Source organism: Taurinivorans muris (assembly GCF_025232395.1).
GTDB classification, from domain to species: Bacteria; Desulfobacterota; Desulfovibrionia; order Desulfovibrionales; family Desulfovibrionaceae; genus Taurinivorans; species Taurinivorans muris.
The window spans coordinates 1,510,869-1,527,674 of the sequence record NZ_CP065938.1; the positions used below are offsets into that span (position 1 = coordinate 1,510,869).

Annotated in this window: 10 protein-coding genes and 1 CRISPR repeat array; of the genes, 4 read left to right on the plus strand and 6 right to left on the minus strand. The window is 42.8% G+C overall.

What is annotated here, in order from left to right:
* Nucleotides 1-94: 94 nt before the first annotated feature.
* Complete coding sequence (locus tag JBF11_RS07135) at nucleotides 95-1,039, minus strand: carbohydrate kinase family protein (RefSeq protein ID WP_334314792.1); 945 nt, start codon at nucleotides 1,037-1,039, stop codon at nucleotides 95-97.
* Between the two features lie 12 nt (nucleotides 1,040-1,051).
* Nucleotides 1,052-1,360 (minus strand): divalent-cation tolerance protein CutA, encoded by a 309-nt coding sequence (gene cutA / locus JBF11_RS07140; RefSeq protein WP_334314793.1) that lies wholly within the window; start codon nucleotides 1,358-1,360, stop codon nucleotides 1,052-1,054.
* Between the two features lie 75 nt (nucleotides 1,361-1,435).
* Here cutA and ade point away from each other — a divergent pair, with 75 nt between their 5' ends.
* Entirely contained in the window at nucleotides 1,436-3,196 is a 1,761-nt protein-coding gene (ade, locus tag JBF11_RS07145; RefSeq protein ID WP_334314794.1) for an adenine deaminase, read from the plus strand.
* A 635-nt stretch (nucleotides 3,197-3,831) separates the two neighbouring features.
* On the opposite strand, the gene pap is transcribed toward ade, so the two are convergent.
* Nucleotides 3,832-5,340 (minus strand): polyphosphate:AMP phosphotransferase, encoded by a 1,509-nt coding sequence (pap, locus tag JBF11_RS07150; protein ID WP_334314795.1) that lies wholly within the window; start codon nucleotides 5,338-5,340, stop codon nucleotides 3,832-3,834.
* A gap of 564 nt (nucleotides 5,341-5,904) precedes the next feature.
* On the opposite strand from pap, the gene cas9 reads away from it, so the two are divergent.
* On the plus strand, nucleotides 5,905-9,345 hold the full coding sequence (cas9, locus tag JBF11_RS07155) for a type II CRISPR RNA-guided endonuclease Cas9 (RefSeq protein WP_334314796.1): 3,441 nt from the start codon (nucleotides 5,905-5,907) through the stop codon (nucleotides 9,343-9,345).
* Entirely contained in the window at nucleotides 9,329-9,694 is a 366-nt protein-coding gene (gene cas2 / locus JBF11_RS07160) for a CRISPR-associated endonuclease Cas2 (RefSeq protein WP_334314797.1), read from the plus strand. Before cas9 ends, cas2 begins: the two co-directional genes overlap by 17 nt.
* On the opposite strand, the gene cas1 is transcribed toward cas2, so the two are convergent.
* Together cas1 and JBF11_RS07170 are read right to left on the minus strand one after the other, a co-directional pair.
* Nucleotides 9,680-10,597, minus strand: coding sequence for a type II CRISPR-associated endonuclease Cas1 (gene cas1, locus JBF11_RS07165; RefSeq protein WP_334314798.1), 918 nt, complete (start codon nucleotides 10,595-10,597; stop codon nucleotides 9,680-9,682). The two genes, cas2 and cas1, sit on opposite strands and share 15 nt — an antisense overlap.
* 118 nt (nucleotides 10,598-10,715) lie before the next feature.
* A CRISPR array of direct repeats spans nucleotides 10,716-11,609; the repeat unit is 36 nt; unit sequence ATTTTAGCAGGATTAAATCAGACAGGCAAGTAAAAC.
* Between the two features lie 60 nt (nucleotides 11,610-11,669).
* A complete protein-coding gene (locus tag JBF11_RS07170; protein ID WP_334314799.1) occupies nucleotides 11,670-13,064 on the minus strand; it encodes a sensor domain-containing diguanylate cyclase in 1,395 nt (464 codons plus the stop codon).
* A 124-nt stretch (nucleotides 13,065-13,188) separates the two neighbouring features.
* On the opposite strand from JBF11_RS07170, the gene JBF11_RS07175 reads away from it, so the two are divergent.
* Nucleotides 13,189-15,708 (plus strand): hybrid sensor histidine kinase/response regulator, encoded by a 2,520-nt coding sequence (locus tag JBF11_RS07175; protein ID WP_334314800.1) that lies wholly within the window; start codon nucleotides 13,189-13,191, stop codon nucleotides 15,706-15,708.
* Between the two features lie 238 nt (nucleotides 15,709-15,946).
* On the opposite strand, the gene JBF11_RS07180 is transcribed toward JBF11_RS07175, so the two are convergent.
* Nucleotides 15,947-16,456: a TRAP transporter small permease gene (locus JBF11_RS07180; protein WP_334314801.1), complete on the minus strand. Its 510-nt coding sequence runs from the start codon at nucleotides 16,454-16,456 to the stop codon at nucleotides 15,947-15,949.
* Nucleotides 16,457-16,806 lie beyond the last annotated feature (350 nt).

Sequence of the window (16,806 nt, forward strand, 5' to 3'; positions counted from 1 at the left end):
CAACTCTCAACACATTACTCATTACTTGCCATATCGGACTAAAGCAAAAATTTAATATATTGAAAAAGAAATTAAAAGCCCGCAGCGGGCATTTTCATAAAGGACAAGGTCCGTAATTCTCCTGATAACGGGCTCTGTAACCTTCAATATCAAAAGAATGCTCCTGCGTTCCATATTCTTCGATACAAAAAGCGGAGCAGACGCTGCCCATTTTTATACCGGTTTCAACATCAAAGCCCATGGTCAAGCCTTTCAGCAGGCCTGCGCGCAAGGAATCGCCTGCGCCCGTGGGGTCGACCAATCCTTTGATCTTCGGAGCAGGCACGGCAATATCCGCCTTTCCTTTTTGGGAAATAAGGCAGCCTCCCTCACCAAGAGTCGAAACCACATAGTTTGCACGGCTGAGAAGCTCGTCTTTGGATAAACCCGTACGTTCGGAAATAAGGGCTATTTCATAATCATTGCCGATAAGAATTTCAGCCCCGTCAATGCCTGCAATATGATTTTCCTTGCTTACGGCGGGAATTTGCTGACCCGGATCGTAAATGTACGGGATACCTTTTTCTTTGAAAAGCTTTGGAAATTTGCCCATATCTTCGGCGTTTCCGGGGGAAACGATACCATAATCGCCTGCTTTGGCAACGTTCAGCCTGTCTGCATCACAAGGAGTATTCATGGCGGCGGGGCAAAAACAGTTGATCAAATTGCCTTTGGAATCGGCAACGGCATGACAGCAAGCCGTCAATTCCTTTTCAAGCGTTCGCACACCGTCAAGATTGATTTGCAGGGCTTGCAGCTTCTTTTCATATGAGGCTGCGAAATCATAGCCTACACACGTATAAATATGCGGTTTTTCTTGAAGCATGGCAAGGTTATATGCGATATTCGCCGCTGTTCCGCCTTGTTTTTCCTCAATTCTGTCAATAAGCATAAGAATGCTCAACGTATTGAATTTATCTTTCAAAAGCAGATCGTTGATGTCGCCCTTATAGGATAAAATTCTGTCAAACGCCACCGAACCCATGATATGGATACTCATGCCCGCCTCCCTTTATTTCGTATTCGTTTTTATCCAGTGAAAAAAATCCTTGCTGCCGCCGGCAAGTTCCAAAGAAACTATACAAGGAATTTTATAACTATGCAATGTTTTCACCCATTCTTCGATTTTTGCGGAATTTTCTTTCACGCTTTGCATGACAAGGGCGTATTCCTCTCCCTCGCAAATTTCCCCCTCCCACCAATAAAGGCTTTCTATCGGAAAGATGTTCGCTCCCGCAATGCAGTTCTCCTGCAGCAGTTTACGGGCGATTTTTTTTGCCTCTTCCTTTGTTTTCGTTGTTATGTAATATAATCGGGGCATAAATTTTTCCTTTGCTTTTCTGCTGCGATAGAGTAAAATTCTTTTTGGAAGAACAAAGAGCCTGCGAGGTATTTTATGCTGAACTATTCAAAAATTCAAGATATTATGCAAGACATTAAAAACAATACCGCCATAGACTTACGTATCGACAACGCCCAAATCGCCGATGTTTTCAGCGGAACGTTTTTTCATGGCTCCGTTTGCGTCCATAAAGGAATTATTGTCGGGTTCAGCGAAGACATGTACGCAAAAAAAGTTTTTGACGCTGAAAACGCCTATCTTCTGCCTGCATTTTTTGATGCCCATGTGCATATTGAATCTTCAATGCTTTGTCCGGAAAAATTTGCGGAACTGGTCATTCCTTTCGGAACAGGAACCGTCATCGCCGACCCTCATGAAATAGCCAATGTCAAGGGAACAGACGGCATACGCTATATGCTTGAAAGCGCAAGGCAAAGCCTTTTGGATGTGAAAATCATGCTCCCCTCCTGCGTGCCCGCCCTGCCCTTTGAATGTTCCGGCGCAAACCTTTCCGCCCTCGACCTTGCGGAACTCATCACGGAAGAAAACGTCCTCGGTCTTGGCGAAATGATGAATGTTCCCGGTGTGCTCATGCAGGATGAAAGCGTCCTTGAAAAACTTGAACTGGCATATAAAAACGGCAGGATTATTGACGGACACGCCCCGCAGGTGCACGGAAAAGACCTTGACATGTATGTTCTTTCCGGAGTGAGCACCGACCATGAATGCACCACGGCGGAAGAAGCCGCGGAAAGGATACGCCGCGGCATGTACGTGCTTCTCCGCGAGGGTTCAGCCGCCCACGATTTGGTAAATCTTCTGCCCGCCGTGAACAGCCATACCATTCAAAACTGCCTTTTCTGCACGGACGACAAGCAATGTATCGACATCATGCGCAGGGGGCATATCAACAATTCCGTCAGCCTCGCCATTGAACACGGTATCGCCCCCATCGACGCCGTCCGCATGGCGACCATAAACACGGCAAGAGCTTACGGAATAAGGCACAAAGGAGCTATAGCCCCGGGCATGGAAGCGAGCTTCATGCTGGTGAAAGACATGAAAAAATGCATGCCCCATGCCGTTTACATCCAAGGCAGACTGGCAGCCGAAAACGGAAAGTATATCGCCGCGGGCAGCAAGAAATACAATGCGAAGCTGGAGCAGCTGACCGACAATATGCAGGACAGCATGCATGCGGAACTGCCCAAGGATCTGACATTACATATTCCTTCAAAAAAAGCCCGCGTCATACGCCTTTTACCCCATTCTTTGCTCACAGCCTGCGAAATTGCGGACATCGCCGTTGACGCGGACGGCAATTTTGATTTCAGCCGAAACAAAGGCATGCTCAAGCTTGCCGTTGTGGAACGCCACAAAAAAACAGGAAAATTCGGGTTGGGACTTCTGCATGGCGAATACGGACTGAAAAACGGAGCCATCGCCACAAGCATTTCCCACGACAGCCATAATATTGTCGCCGCAGGCGATAACGATGAGGATTTGCGCATAGCTCTTGAGGAAATCGAAAAAATGGGCGGCGGAATCGCAATGATCAGCCAAGGAAAAATTTTGACGAAGCTGGCTTTGCCCATTGGGGGGCTTATGAGCACGCAACAGCCCGAAATCGTTGCAACGGCATTGAAACATCTTTATAAGCTCGCCAAGGACCACTATCAGATTTGGGACAAAGCCGACGCGTTCATGTCTTTAAGTTTCCTTGCTCTGCCCGTTATTCCTGACTTGAAACTTACCCCGCAAGGGCTTTTCGACGTCACAACATTCCAATTTGTCAGCCTTGACGCGGAAGAATGAAAGCCCACGGCAAAAAGCTGACAAAACAATTATAAAGCGGTATCCCGGAGCATTTCTTTCTCATATCAAGAATTAACGATACAAAATTTAAACCTTCAAAGGAAAGCTTTTCCAAAGGTTTTCCCCTGCCCTTTCAAAACGTTTTAATAGCACAATAACCTATTGATAAGATTAAATAATAAAAAATCCGTTATAGATTTTGTCCATAACGGGTTTACGTTCAGGAAAATCTGGGGGAGCGGCAGCCGTCAGCGGGTTTGCGAGCTTTACGGACAGCGGCAGAGCTATAATTCCCCCAAGAAATAAAAAGTGATGATCCAGAGCCTAAAAAAATTTATGAATGTTATGCAAAACTGCGTTGGTGCGGTTCCGTTTGACATTAGCGAACGTTCCACACAGCAGGCTTAAACACGAACAATACAGGGTTACCCGTATTTTCAGCGAAAAACCTTATTCAATACCAATACTCCCCGCCAACTGCGGAAAAATTCAGGCAAAAACCGTAACTATCCTTTCCGGCATAAAATGAGGATTGGATACATGTATCCAATCCTCACAAACAAACCTCACAGCAGATTTTGCCCATAGCCCGAACGCTATTTTCAAAAAACAACACTCAAGCGCAAGCAACGTTTTTATTTTTTCTTGCCTTTTTTAATTTCCTTTATTCTTTCTTCAAGCACGCGTTTATAGGTGCGCAGAATTTCAAGGCGGGCATAAAGCTTATTCTCGCCGGGGATGATGAACCAAGGCGCCTGCACGGTATTTGTGCGTAAAAACATTTCATTGGCGGCGATTTTGTATTGATCCGCTTTTTCCCTGTTACGCCAGTCTTCTTCCGTGATTTTGTGCCGTTTCCATTCTATTGCTTCCCTTTCCTTGAAACGGCGCAGCTGTTCATCCAAAGAAATATGCAGCCAGAATTTTATCAGAATATTTTTCTTATTGATAAGCTCGTTTTCAAAAGCGTTGATTTCGGAAAACGCCCGCTTGCATTCCCATTGGCTCGCAAATCCTTCGACACGTTCCACAAGAACACGCCCGTACCAAGACCTGTCGTAAATCGTCACAAAACCGGCACGCGGCACATGGCGCCAAAAACGCCATAAATAGTGATGAGCGGCTTCTTCGCTTCCGGGGGCTGAAATCGGAATAACCTGCGTGATACGGGAATCGATGGACTGCGTCAGGCGGCGTATGGCTCCTCCCTTGCCGCTTGCGTCATACCCTTCAAAAACAATGGTCGAGGAAATGCCAAGCTCATAAGCTTTATAGGTAAGCTTATAAATATCTTTCTGTAATTTTTCCAGCTCTTTTTCATATTCATCTTTCGGCACGGACAAGCTTAAATCCACTTGGTCGAGCACGGAAATACCGGAAAGCGCCTCCATGTTGTCCGGCATGGACGGAAATTCTTCCACAACTGTTTTTTTCACGTCCAAAGCATTTTCAATGCATTTTGAAATGGCTTCCACCGCCTTGATATTGCGGAATTTCTCATCATACGCGTCAATGATGTACCATGGGGCGAAATGCTTATCGGTCAGCGGCAGCATTTTTCCCACGACACTGTTCAGATTTTCAAAGTTTTCATTGCTTTGTTCATCATAGGTCGAAAAGCCGATCTCGCCTTTGTTATTGAGTTTTTTTCTGGCTTTCATGCGTTTCTTGTGTTCGTCGGCAGTGATGTGGAACCAAAGCTTTACGATGACATAGCCCGATTGCGCCAAAGTACGCTCAAACTCCACACGGTCGTGCATGATTTCGTTAAATTCCGTTTCCGTAATTTCTTTTGCGGCGAGCTTACGCATCGGCTCGTCATACATACCCGCGATAAACACGGCAAATTCACCGGCTTTAGGAATTTTCATCCAATATTTCCAGGCTTCCGGACGAAGTCTTTCTTCGTCAAAAGAAAACCAGAAACTATAGTTTTTAAGGTGCTTCACATCACACCATTCGGACAATAAATTCACAAAAGAACCTTTTCCCGTGCCGCTCACGCCGTCAACATAAATAATCACAGGAACTTTTTGCGTCATGCACTGCTGCTGCAAATTAAAAAGCTTAATACGCGCATCTCTCGCAAGTGCTTTGTACTCCTTTTGAGTGTAAGACTGGCAAAAATTCATAGTTGATAACATGGTATAGCCCTTTGCTGAAAATAAAAAATGTTGAAAATAAAAATATCGAGGTGTAAAAACACGCTCCCCCGCAACATGAAAAGTATCCCGCACTGTTTTTTGCGCCATCTCATATTTCAAAGAATAAAACCCGAAACAAAAAGCATATGAAAACGGCAAACTCATTCAAAAACAAGCGTTCAAAAAACACCGCCGAAAAAGCCTTTCATTCCGCATGCCCGTGCATGCAAAACCAAAAAGCCTTTCCTAAAAAATACTATCCTTACCTTTATTTTTGTCGAAAACGCATTCATTGTCAAGCGGTCTGATAAAAAAAATCAATAACTATCCATAAAAAAAACGCATAAATAAAAATCTGCGATAATACCCCCGCAGCAATCCGCCGAAAATCAAAAAGCACCCAAAACCATAAAAAAAGAAAGCCCCCTCGGGGACTTTCTAAATTTTACATGTAATTTCTAAAAAAAATTACATTTGTTTTATTGCCTATCTGATTTAATCCTGCTAAAATCAATCAGACAACTTCTTATAACAAGAAAACAGATACAAAGCAAGGAAAATTTTATGGCATTACGATATATCTTAGGCATAGATTTAGGTATCAGTTCCATTGGCACAGCCCTTATCAAAATAGCTCCGGAAGCAAAAGATTTAAATGACATCAACTCCTATGAAAAAATATTGGACGCAGGCGTACGTATCTGTTCTTGCCCGGAGGGTGCGGAAAAACGCCGTATTTTACGTTCCCAGCGCAAGAGCAAAAAACACAGAAAAGCCCGTAAAAAACAGCTGATACAATTACTGCAGGAATATAATTTACTGCCCAAAGAGCGGTCCGGCCTTGAGCTCGGTTTGCGTTCCGCTCCCTATGCCTTGCGGGCAAAAGCCATGCAGGAGCCTTTAAACTCCGCCCATGAACTTGGCTTTTGTATCATGCATACCGCCAAACTTCGCGGAGCGGGCTTTATTGAAGAAACGGACGAGAAAGAAAAATCAGAGAAGAGCCTCAACCGCTATCAACTCTTAGAGCAAGCCCTGAACAAAGAAAAAACAACCCTTTCCGAGTATCTTTACAAGCATTTGCAAGAAAACGGCTGCATACGCCAACGCAAAGAATTTATTGCGGATAAAGTGCCTTTTTCTGTGCCCCGCCACCTTGTAAAGCGGGATTACCGTGATTTGATGAGCAGGCAAGCCCCGCATTTCAACATTTCTGACGAACAAATCAAAAAAGTTTATGACTGCATTTTTATGGATTTCCCAAGGGCGCCTTATGCCAACGCCCCTTGTTCCCTGCTTCCCGAAACCGGCGGCAGACTGCCTAAAATGCACAGGCTCGCGGAACAGCTGCGAATCTATCAGCAATGCAACAACATACGCTATAAAACCGAAAATTCCACCCAAAAACTCACCAGAGAAATGCGGGATAAACTGGCTGCAATGCTCATGCAGGGTGAAAGCCTGAATAAAACCCTTATCAAAAAAACGCTCCAAACCTACACGGATGAAAAAATCCTCAGTATCAATGTTTATGCCGAAGACGAAGAAATAAAAGCGATCAAGCCCTTTGCCCATATCAAAGCTTTCGCCGATATTCCCGCATTTTGGCAGTTATCGGAAGAAGAGCAGGACGGGCTTATGGAATTTATTGCAGACCCTGTCAATCCCAAAGCTAACCCCGCTAAGCCCGTGCTTTACGACGAAGAGGATTTTTTGCATATCTGCATGGAAAAATTGAATTTATCTGGAATCGAAGATGAAAGAAAACTCTACGCCTGCCTCAACAGCCTGCCCAAAGACAGAACCATGCTGGGCAAAGAAGCAAGCAGACAAATTTTGAAAAAACTTATCGAAGGTTATGAAGAAAATGGAATTTGGCAAGCTCCCACCTATTACGAAGCTGTCAAAGCCTGCGGCTTCACCCGGGAAAACCAAGAGCAAAAGCGTTATGACGAACTCCCCTATTACGGAGAAATTCTGCACGATGAAATTTTGCCCATACACCCATGGCATTTGGATAGAACGGCAAAAGAAGAAAAAATCGGACGCATAGCCAATCCTGTCGTCCATTCCATACTCAATCAGCTGCGTAAAGTTATCAACGAAATCATCAGATTATACGGCAAACCGGAAATGATAAAACTGGAAGTCGCCCGTGATTTCGGAATGTCGAAAAAAAAGCGTGATAAGTTGGAAAAACAACGCCTTGCCAATGAAAAATACAATAAAATCATTGACGAGGAACTCCTGAAAAACGGCTATGCGGTCACTGACAAAAACCGCAAAAAATATAAACTGTTAAAAGAACAAGGCTATAAAGATATTTATACGCAGGCGAACCTCAGAATTTCAGACCTCAATGCTTATGAAATCGACCATATCATTCCGCAGACCGCAGGAGGGACCAATTCTTTCTGCAATCTTGTGCTGACAACGGTTAACAATGTAAAAAGCGATACGTTTGCCTATGATTTTATCCGACAAAATTTTGCGGACCGTGAAGAGGCAATCAAAAAACACTTGGAAACACTGCCTGAAAACAAAGCTTGGCGTTTCACCGCCGAAGCAAAAGACCGCTTCATTCTTTTAGGGGACGAAAAAGACGAAGATTATGCCGACAGACGCCTGCAAGATTCCCGTTACATGGCAAAAGCGGCTTTGCGGTATCTGCATGCCGTTTGCCCCGATATTTTGGCAATCCGCGGCGGCATGACCGCGCAGCTCCGCCGTTTGTGGGGTTTTGACGGCATGGAGTTCGAACTCATGGGACTGGATATTCCCAGATACCTCACCAATAACGAAACAGGCGAGGTATATTGCGATGAAAACGGCAAGTTATCCAATAACAGCGACTGGGAAAAAAAGCCCCGCATCGACCACAGACACCACGCCATTGACGCCATGGTGCTTTGCGCCGTCACCCGTTCCCTCGCCCTTAAAATGTACAAAGCAAGAAAACAGGGCAAAGAAATAGATGAAAGCATTATCAACATGCCGTTCCGGCTTTCCCCTAAAAATCCGGACCATAAAAGCTTCCGCGAACTTGTGTTGGAAACGCTCAAGGAAATCAGAATTTCCCACAAAGCGGAGCACGATACCAATACACAGCTCCATAATGAAACAGCCATCCGAATTTTAGATTATGACGAGAAAAAAGGACTCCATACGGCAACCTATATGCGTTCTTTGGGAAATATCGACAGCTTCGGCAAACTGGAAAAAATCGCTGTTGCAGAAAATTTGGGCACAAGCCCTGATGTGCAAAAAATCCGCAAACGATGCGCGGAAATCATAAAAGCGGTCAATGCCCAAAAATTTGCGGCGGAACAAAGCCTTATGGAAAAAAATGCCGAAAACCGCCTGCAAGGTCTTAAAGAAACAGCCATGACAGAACAAAACCTTGTGCAGGAAGCCATACGCCTTGCCCATGTCGGCAAAAAATATCCTGTGGGGAAAAAATTCACTCTTGTCAATATCCGGGAAAAGCAGCAATGCGGCTATGAACCGGACAGCAACCACCATGTTGATTTTTATGTTCATACCGAAGGCAAACAAAAAGGAAAAATCGGCTGGGAATGCATAAAAAGCATTGACGCCGCCAATCCGAACTTTAAACCCGGCTGGCGGCAAGAAAACGCAAAGCTTATTTGGAGCGTCTGCAAAGACGATATTTTGGAACTGCGTTTCACAGAGCAACAGCTTCAAGAATACAATGTTCCAAAAGCGTTTGTCAGCAAAATCAGCAAAAACGGACAGCAGGAATATACCATGCTTGCCAAAATTTTGAAATTCAGCCCCGGCGTACTTGTTTTTGTTTCCATATACGATGCAAGAACGGGAACAAAAAACGCCCTCAAAGAACATCCTGAAAACTTTCTCCTTTGGACAAGCGGCAACTTAGGGCTAAACTCCTACTGCGAACTGCAAGCCCGTAAGGTCAGCCTCAGCTCCTTTGGAAAAATAAACGGCAAACATAAAAAATTATGGAATGGCAAGAAAATATAAATACATACAAAAGCCCACCGAGTATACGATCATGTGGATATTGGTCATGTTCGATTTGCCGGTGCTGACAAAAACACAAATGCGAAAGGCGACGCAATTCAGAAACAATTTGCTCGAACTCGGCTTTATCCGAAAGCAATTCTCTGTTTATCTGCGGCCGTGCGAAAACATGGCGGCTGCGGAACGCATGGCGGAAAAAGTGGGACTTTGCCTTTTGGAGGAGGGCGAAGTTTCCGTCTTTTTCATCACGGACAGACAGTACGGACTGACAAGAAACTTTTTCGGAAAAAAGAAGAAGAGAAATGAACAACAAGAATTTCAAGCCATGCAGCAGTTACTGCTCTTTTAAATGCGGAAATTCCAAAAGAACCTCTTTGGCGCAATAACTTTTATAAATTCCCTGCGCGGCTTTCAACACAAGAGGCAAAAGAGTGCTTTCTTCTTTCTGCAGATAAAACGGGTTCTGCAAAATTGAGGATAAAAAACGCTTTGCTTGCGTATCCAGAACAAGCACTTCATTTTTTTGCACATATTCATAAACCAAACAATCGACAAAAGGACGGAATGGCTCCATAATGTCATCCGCAAGGCAAAACGCATTGAATTGGTTATGGTGATGAACGCCAAAAAGCGGCAAAAGCCCGCTTGCGCATAAAGCCCTTGCACAAACCGCCCGCACAACGGCATAGCCATAATTCAAAAAAGAGTTGATCCCCTCTTCTTCCACATCACGGAGAAATCCTCTTCCAAATAAAGCCTGCCAATAAATTTGAGCCGCCTGTCCCTCTTTATTGTCCTTATCCCCGGAACGCACCCTTTGCGCTAAGAATTTTAACTTCTCAACATGCTTTTTTACAGCGCTGTCATGGGGCAAAACACATTTTTCCAATGCCTCGGCTTGATTACGGATTTTTTCAATCACTATTTTCTGCCATATCTGTTTTTTTATCACCTCGCCTGCCCTAACCTGCTCCTGCGCAACAATTAAATGCCGATAATGCGAGCTCACAGGCAAAGCCATGGACACGGGCAAATAATTGCTTCCCATAATAAGCACAGGAATATTCGCCTCTCCCATGCTCATTAAAAAAGTCTTGCTCACCGTCACCCCTTGTGCCGTAAGCATCACACAAGCAAGCATATCAAGAGGTATCCGCGCTATTATTTTTTCCTGCTCTTTTACGCAAACATTCCCGTGAGCGATTGAAAGATAACGATTATTTTCCGCAATTTCTAAAATATGACTTGCCATAGCCCTCTCCCAAAAATAAAAAAACTCAAAAAACAGGAGAAAAAACTCCTTGCTTTTTGAGTTTTTAATAGCATATTCCCTTGAAAAAGTAAATATTTTCAAGGGAATATGTTAGCAGATTTTAGCAGGATTAAATCAGACAGGCAAGTAAAACGAATGTGATGTGAAGGTTAGCATATGGATTATTTTAGCAGGATTAAATCAGACAGGCAAGTAAAACGAACGTGTACATCTGATAGTATACAGTATGTATTTTAGCAGGATTAAATCAGACAGGCAAGTAAAACCTAGACTCTCACAGCAACAGGTTCCTGCTAATTTTAGCAGGATTAAATCAGACAGGCAAGTAAAACTAACCCTTACATATTCTGATGAAAATCTAGATTTTAGCAGGATTAAATCAGACAGGCAAGTAAAACACCGAAAGTGAATAAGTTGCATTATTAATCATTTTAGCAGGATTAAATCAGACAGGCAAGTAAAACGCGGTGGACGCAGGACTATTCAATTTTCTGATTTTAGCAGGATTAAATCAGACAGGCAAGTAAAACTTACACCATTATGTGCAGATATAAAAATATATTTTAGCAGGATTAAATCAGACAGGCAAGTAAAACACATGCTTCGTGGGATAGTTTACCCTAAAAATTTTAGCAGGATTAAATCAGACAGGCAAGTAAAACTTAATATGAGGTTTAGTGGTTGTTTCCATCATTTTAGCAGGATTAAATCAGACAGGCAAGTAAAACCAATAGAACCGTCGATATTATGAAATTTTTATTTTAGCAGGATTAAATCAGACAGGCAAGTAAAACCAGGCGGACCTTTACGATTTACACCTTCGATTTTAGCAGGATTAAATCAGACAGGCAAGTAAAACTGTTTATGTCTCGATACATAGTTGGTATGTATTTTAGCAGGATTAAATCAGACAGGCAAGTAAAACTGCGAAAGCGAGGAATACGGCAAGAAAAATATTTTAGCAGGATTAAATCAGACAAACAAGCAAAAAAAGCCAAACGATTTTACGGCGCACAATCCCGGCAAAACATCCGGCAAAAAGCGTTAAGACTTAGCGCCATTTTGCATGGACTTCATAATACTGGCGTTTGCGGTTGAACATCATTTCATCGGCAAGCTGCACGCATTCGTCAATCTTGCCGTCGTCGCAATACCGTTCGCCATAGGACATGTCGTATTTATCCTTATTTTTTTCCAAATCGTTTTTAAACGTGACAAACTGTTCCTCAAACGCTTCTTTCGAGATATTCCGCAGCAAAACAAGAAACTCGTCGCCGCCGATACGGTAAACGTTTTTTCCGAAATAACGCTGGATGAAATTAGCGGAATTAATAATAAATTCGTCACCTTTATCATGTCCGTACACGTCATTGATTTTTTTCAAGCCGTTCAAATCAATATAAATAACGCCTGCGCAATCGCCGCGGCGCTTGATGTCTTCGTGCACGGCAATATATTTGTTCCTGTTGTAAACGCCTGTCAAGTCATCAATATTGCTTAAATAATCAAGATGTTGGATGAGTTTTCTCTGTTCCAGATTGTTGACGATGAACATTGCGATGGTTCCGAGTATTTGTGAAGCGGAAACATTATAGCGGGGGTTGTCGACACCTATGAGTCCGATCAGTTCGCCGCCGTCATAAATGGGCATGAGCAGCATCTCACGGATATTCCTTTCCTTGAAAGCTTCCGCCAATTCGGGCATTCCTGCGAAATCCACATCGACATCCTTATGGTAGACGACAGATTCCTCGGTAAACATATTAAGCCATTCCTGTAAAAGAACGCCGCTCGCTTCCGATAAAATATCCTTGAACGCTTTTACAAAAGGACGCACAAAAAAATACGAGCCTTTCAACACGTTTGTTTCCTTATCATATTCAAACAGATAAGAGCGGTCCGCTTCAAAAAAATCAACCACATTTTCCAATATCTTATTGATAGCGAGGTCGATATCGTCATGCTTGCAAAGGGTTCCGGCGCATTTCACCAAAAGCTGTTCCGTGGAAACCTTGTTTTCCAGTTCCGTCATATTGTTTTGGTATTCGCTGAAATCCATGCCGTATTCCAAACGGAAGCGCCTGCCGTGCCACTCCACGATGGAAGCCTGAGATTCAAATTGCCGGTTCAAAACATAATTATGCGTATTCCACTGATAGACCGCGTCTTTTTTTAACATATGATTTATACAGAAATCGCAGGGACTTGACTGCCCCTGCAAAACTTCATAACATTTTCTGGTCAGATAAGAAGATTCAGAAATATTGAGCAAATTTCTAAAAAATTTATTGATATAAATCAATTCATACGTGTCAACATCAGCCAAGTAGGCAATCCCGTTGAACTTATCCATTAAAACTTTTGAAAAGCCCGAACCAAATCTCTCTAATTTGCACATCGCATATCCCCAAATTTTTATATCAGTTCCTTCTAAATTATCCTGCATAATTGTCAAGCAATATTTTATTTTTTTACTGCAATTAAATAAACGGTTACACGTTCCAAAAAAATACTTGCCAAATAAAAATTTCATATATATATATATATAACATTACTCCAAAAGGTTCCCTATGCATTCATCGTCCAAACAAATATTGCTGTCTTACCGTTCACACATCATCATGCTCATCATATACAGCATTATCACTTTTTTCGGCTATGTTTTGGTCCGTACAAGCCTTATTAACAATTTCACCAAAATCGGCAAGGAAGTTGCGAATTTTTACGCAATGGAAGAAGAAAAAAGCTTTTCCATTTACAAAGCGCTTCTTAACCGCATATCTCTTTTAATTGACAACACCTCCGGGCTTCCCGACAAAGAAAGCTGGATGGAAGATATATTCACAAAAATAAACATAAGCAAGTTTGACCAAAACCTGGAGCTTTACGCCGTTATCGATGATAAATTCATCACAGGCAGAGGGTGGGAACATTTCAAAGACCCCGATTACCAAAATGCGGAATGGTACCAAAAAGCGGCGGCAGCTTCGGATGAAATCATTTTTACCGATGTGTATATTGACAACTTCACCCATCTTCCCACTATCACCATTGCAAAATCGATGGAAAATTCCAATGACGTGATCGCTCTCGATATTTCCGCCGAAAATTACTCCCCTCCCGCAAAAAGTTCTTTTCTCCCCCATAACAGCAACTATTATCTTTTCGGGGTCAACGGAAACCTTTTTTATTTCGAAAATGATCTGGGACTGGACACCGGCGAGATCACGGAGCATGCGGAAGACATTTACACCAAGATAAAAAATCAAACGCTCACGACAGACCGTTACATCATCGACCCGCACGGAATAAAGAAACTTATCTTTTACGCCAAAACCAACGATAACCTACTCGTCATCGTCACCATTCCCCATGACACGCTTCTGCATGAACTCAATCAATTGCTCGTTGTCACTCTTTTTATCATATTCACCTTGTTCCTGATCACGTTCATCAATATTTATTTCGCATACAAAACAAACAAGAAATATGAGAACATCACGAAAACCATAACGTTCCTGGGCAATATTTATTATGCGATTTTCCTTGTGGACACCGCCCGCGGCACATTCATAACCATAAAGTATCCTGAAGATTTAATTAATGATTTCAACAAGTCAAATGATTATAACGACTTGATTGATGTTGCCAAAAAAACTATGGAAAAAAGTGTTGCGGTGGAATTCAGCAATTCATTCTCACTTGAAAACATCCTCAAAGTAGCGGAAGAAGGAACGGACGAATTCGGCGGAGAATTCAAACGTATTCTCGGCAATGATTTCGAATGGATTTCCATCCGCATGTTCCTTGAACATATCAAGGACAACAACACCGCCATTCTTTGCTTCAAAAAAATCACACAGGAAAAGGAAGTGCAGATGCGTCAATACGAACTGCTCACTTCCGCGGTGGATAACGCCAAAAAGAGCGAAAAAGCGCGCACCGACTTTTTCGCCCGCATGTCCCACGATATGCGCACGCCTTTAAACGGTATCATCGGCTATACGGAACTTGGCATCAACCACTCCACAACGATGGAAGAAACAAAAGACTACCTCAATAAAATCAAGCTTTCCAGCCACCAGCTTCTTGAGCTTGTGAACTATATTTTGGAGCTTTCCCGCATTGAAAAAGGTAATGTCGACGAAACGAAAACAAAAATCAATATCCGCGAAATCATCACCCATTGCGTTCAGCCTTTCCATTCACTCGCCCTTACGGAAATCAGAAAATTTTCCGTGCAGTTCGACATACAGAATGAATACATACTCGCCCCTGCGTTCAAACTCATTCAAATTCTCAACAACCTTTTATCCAACGCATTCAAATATTCCAACAAAGGAGACAATATCTCCGTTCTGCTCAAACAGCTGCAATCCAAAAAGGAAGACCAGAAGCAAATCAAATATCAGCTTATTGTCAAAGACACGGGCAGAGGCATGACCAAGGAATTTTTGGAAAAAATCTTCATTCCTTATCAGCGAGAAACCATGTTCGGAGCCAAGGATATTCTCGGCACGGGGCTTGGCATGCCCATAGTCCAGAATATCGTCACAAGCTTGAACGGTGAAATCAATATCGACAGCGAACTCAATGTGGGTACGAAAGTTTCCGTCGTCATCCCCTTTGATATTTCGGAAGAAGTCAGCGCCCCAAAAGACATGGTAAAAATCAATACAAATGAAATCAATTTGGAAGGCGTTACCGTTCTTCTTGTCGAAGATAACAAGGTAAATATGGAAATAGCCCAAAAACTGCTCACATTCAAAGGCATGACCGTTGAAAAGGCATGGAACGGCGAAGAAGCCGTCGAAGCGTTCATCCATTCCGAGGAAAACCACTTCGACATAATCCTTATGGACTTGCAAATGCCGAAACTCAATGGTTTGGAAGCAGCCGTGCAAATCAGGCATTCCAGCCATCCAAACGCCAAAACCGTTCCTATTGTCGCCGTTTCAGCAAACGCCTTTACAGAGGACATAGCAAGAAGTCTGCAAGCCGGCATGAACGACCATATCAGCAAACCTCTTGATATTGCGACGCTTTATCAAACCATTTACACCCACACGAGCTGCAAAGAGAAAAAATAGCTTTTTGCGGCTCCTCGCCAAAACCGATAAATAAAAACAATAAAAATTCCGCAAAAAAGGGCAGATTTTCTGCCCTTTTTTATTCATTCAACACGCATTGACATTGCCCCGACGCAGTCCGCATACATTTATTCTTTGACCGAACATGAAAATTAAACCCCATAAACACAAACAATATGGGAAAAGCCATTGTCTCTTCTTATCAAGCGGCAAAAGCCAAACAACAGAAAACTTTCGTTCACTCATGGAAAGCGAAAGCACTTTTTCCATAAAGCGCAAAAATGCAACGCACAAATAAGGCAAATTGACATGCGGTATGCCCGTGAACCGAATACGGCATACTCCCGTCCCTCCCGGCAAAAACAAGAACAATGTTAAAAATTATTTGTTTGCAATTTAATTGTACGGGACACATCGGCTGTCTTACATACAATCTGCCTTTTTGGGTTGTAATTTGCTGAACATATCGAAACATAGCAAAGAAAAACAGATTGGTCACCCATTGCGGCGCTTTCATAAATTGAACGGTCACACGGTTCAAAGCGCAAAGACGGGTTGCGTAGCAAGCCCCGAACAGAATGAACCAGATAAAGGCGTAGCAGGCAATTTCCTCCGTCCAAATCAAAGACATGTTGAGCTGTCTGAGAACAATTTGCATAAAAACGACAAGGACAAAGAAAACAAGCAAAAATTGGCACAAATAGCCTTCAAAATGGTCAAAAAATGCTTTTAAAGCGTTTTTAAGCATGAAACCTCCAATAAACGAATCTTCTCACACGTGACAATGAAATCCCTTCCCGAAAACAATACCGGAAATTTCTTTAGTCTTAGAATAACCATATCAAAATTCTTTAATTGCGCCATATGAAATAAAAAATTTTACATAATTTTCACACAGTTTTTACATAATGATAATGCCTGCCGTATCAGCCCATTGAACAAAAAGAGTTAATCATCATAGAAAGATATGAAAAATGAACGGCTATACAATACCCGTTTGCCGCGGACAAACGGTTTTAACCGGCAAACAAGGCACCAGTTTCCAATCCTTTCTCAAACCAAATAGAACATCAGCTCAGCGGATTTTCCCTTGACTGG

Bases quoted from the DNA above. Each gene is read 5' to 3' on its own strand.
- cas1 (WP_334314798.1), bottom strand. From the start codon at position 10,597: ATGGCAAGTCATATTTTAGAAATTGCGGAAAATAATCGTTATCTTTCA.
- pap (WP_334314795.1), bottom strand. From the start codon at position 5,340: ATGTTATCAACTATGAATTTTTGCCAGTCTTACACTCAAAAGGAGTAC.
- JBF11_RS07170 (WP_334314799.1), bottom strand. From the start codon at position 13,064: ATGCAGGATAATTTAGAAGGAACTGATATAAAAATTTGGGGATATGCG.
- cas9 (WP_334314796.1), top strand. From the start codon at position 5,905: ATGGCATTACGATATATCTTAGGCATAGATTTAGGTATCAGTTCCATT.
- JBF11_RS07175 (WP_334314800.1), top strand. From the start codon at position 13,189: ATGCATTCATCGTCCAAACAAATATTGCTGTCTTACCGTTCACACATC.
- JBF11_RS07135 (WP_334314792.1), bottom strand. From the start codon at position 1,039: ATGAGTATCCATATCATGGGTTCGGTGGCGTTTGACAGAATTTTATCC.
- ade (WP_334314794.1), top strand. From the start codon at position 1,436: ATGCTGAACTATTCAAAAATTCAAGATATTATGCAAGACATTAAAAAC.
- JBF11_RS07180 (WP_334314801.1), bottom strand. From the start codon at position 16,456: ATGCTTAAAAACGCTTTAAAAGCATTTTTTGACCATTTTGAAGGCTAT.
- cas2 (WP_334314797.1), top strand. From the start codon at position 9,329: ATGGCAAGAAAATATAAATACATACAAAAGCCCACCGAGTATACGATC.
- cutA (WP_334314793.1), bottom strand. From the start codon at position 1,360: ATGCCCCGATTATATTACATAACAACGAAAACAAAGGAAGAGGCAAAA.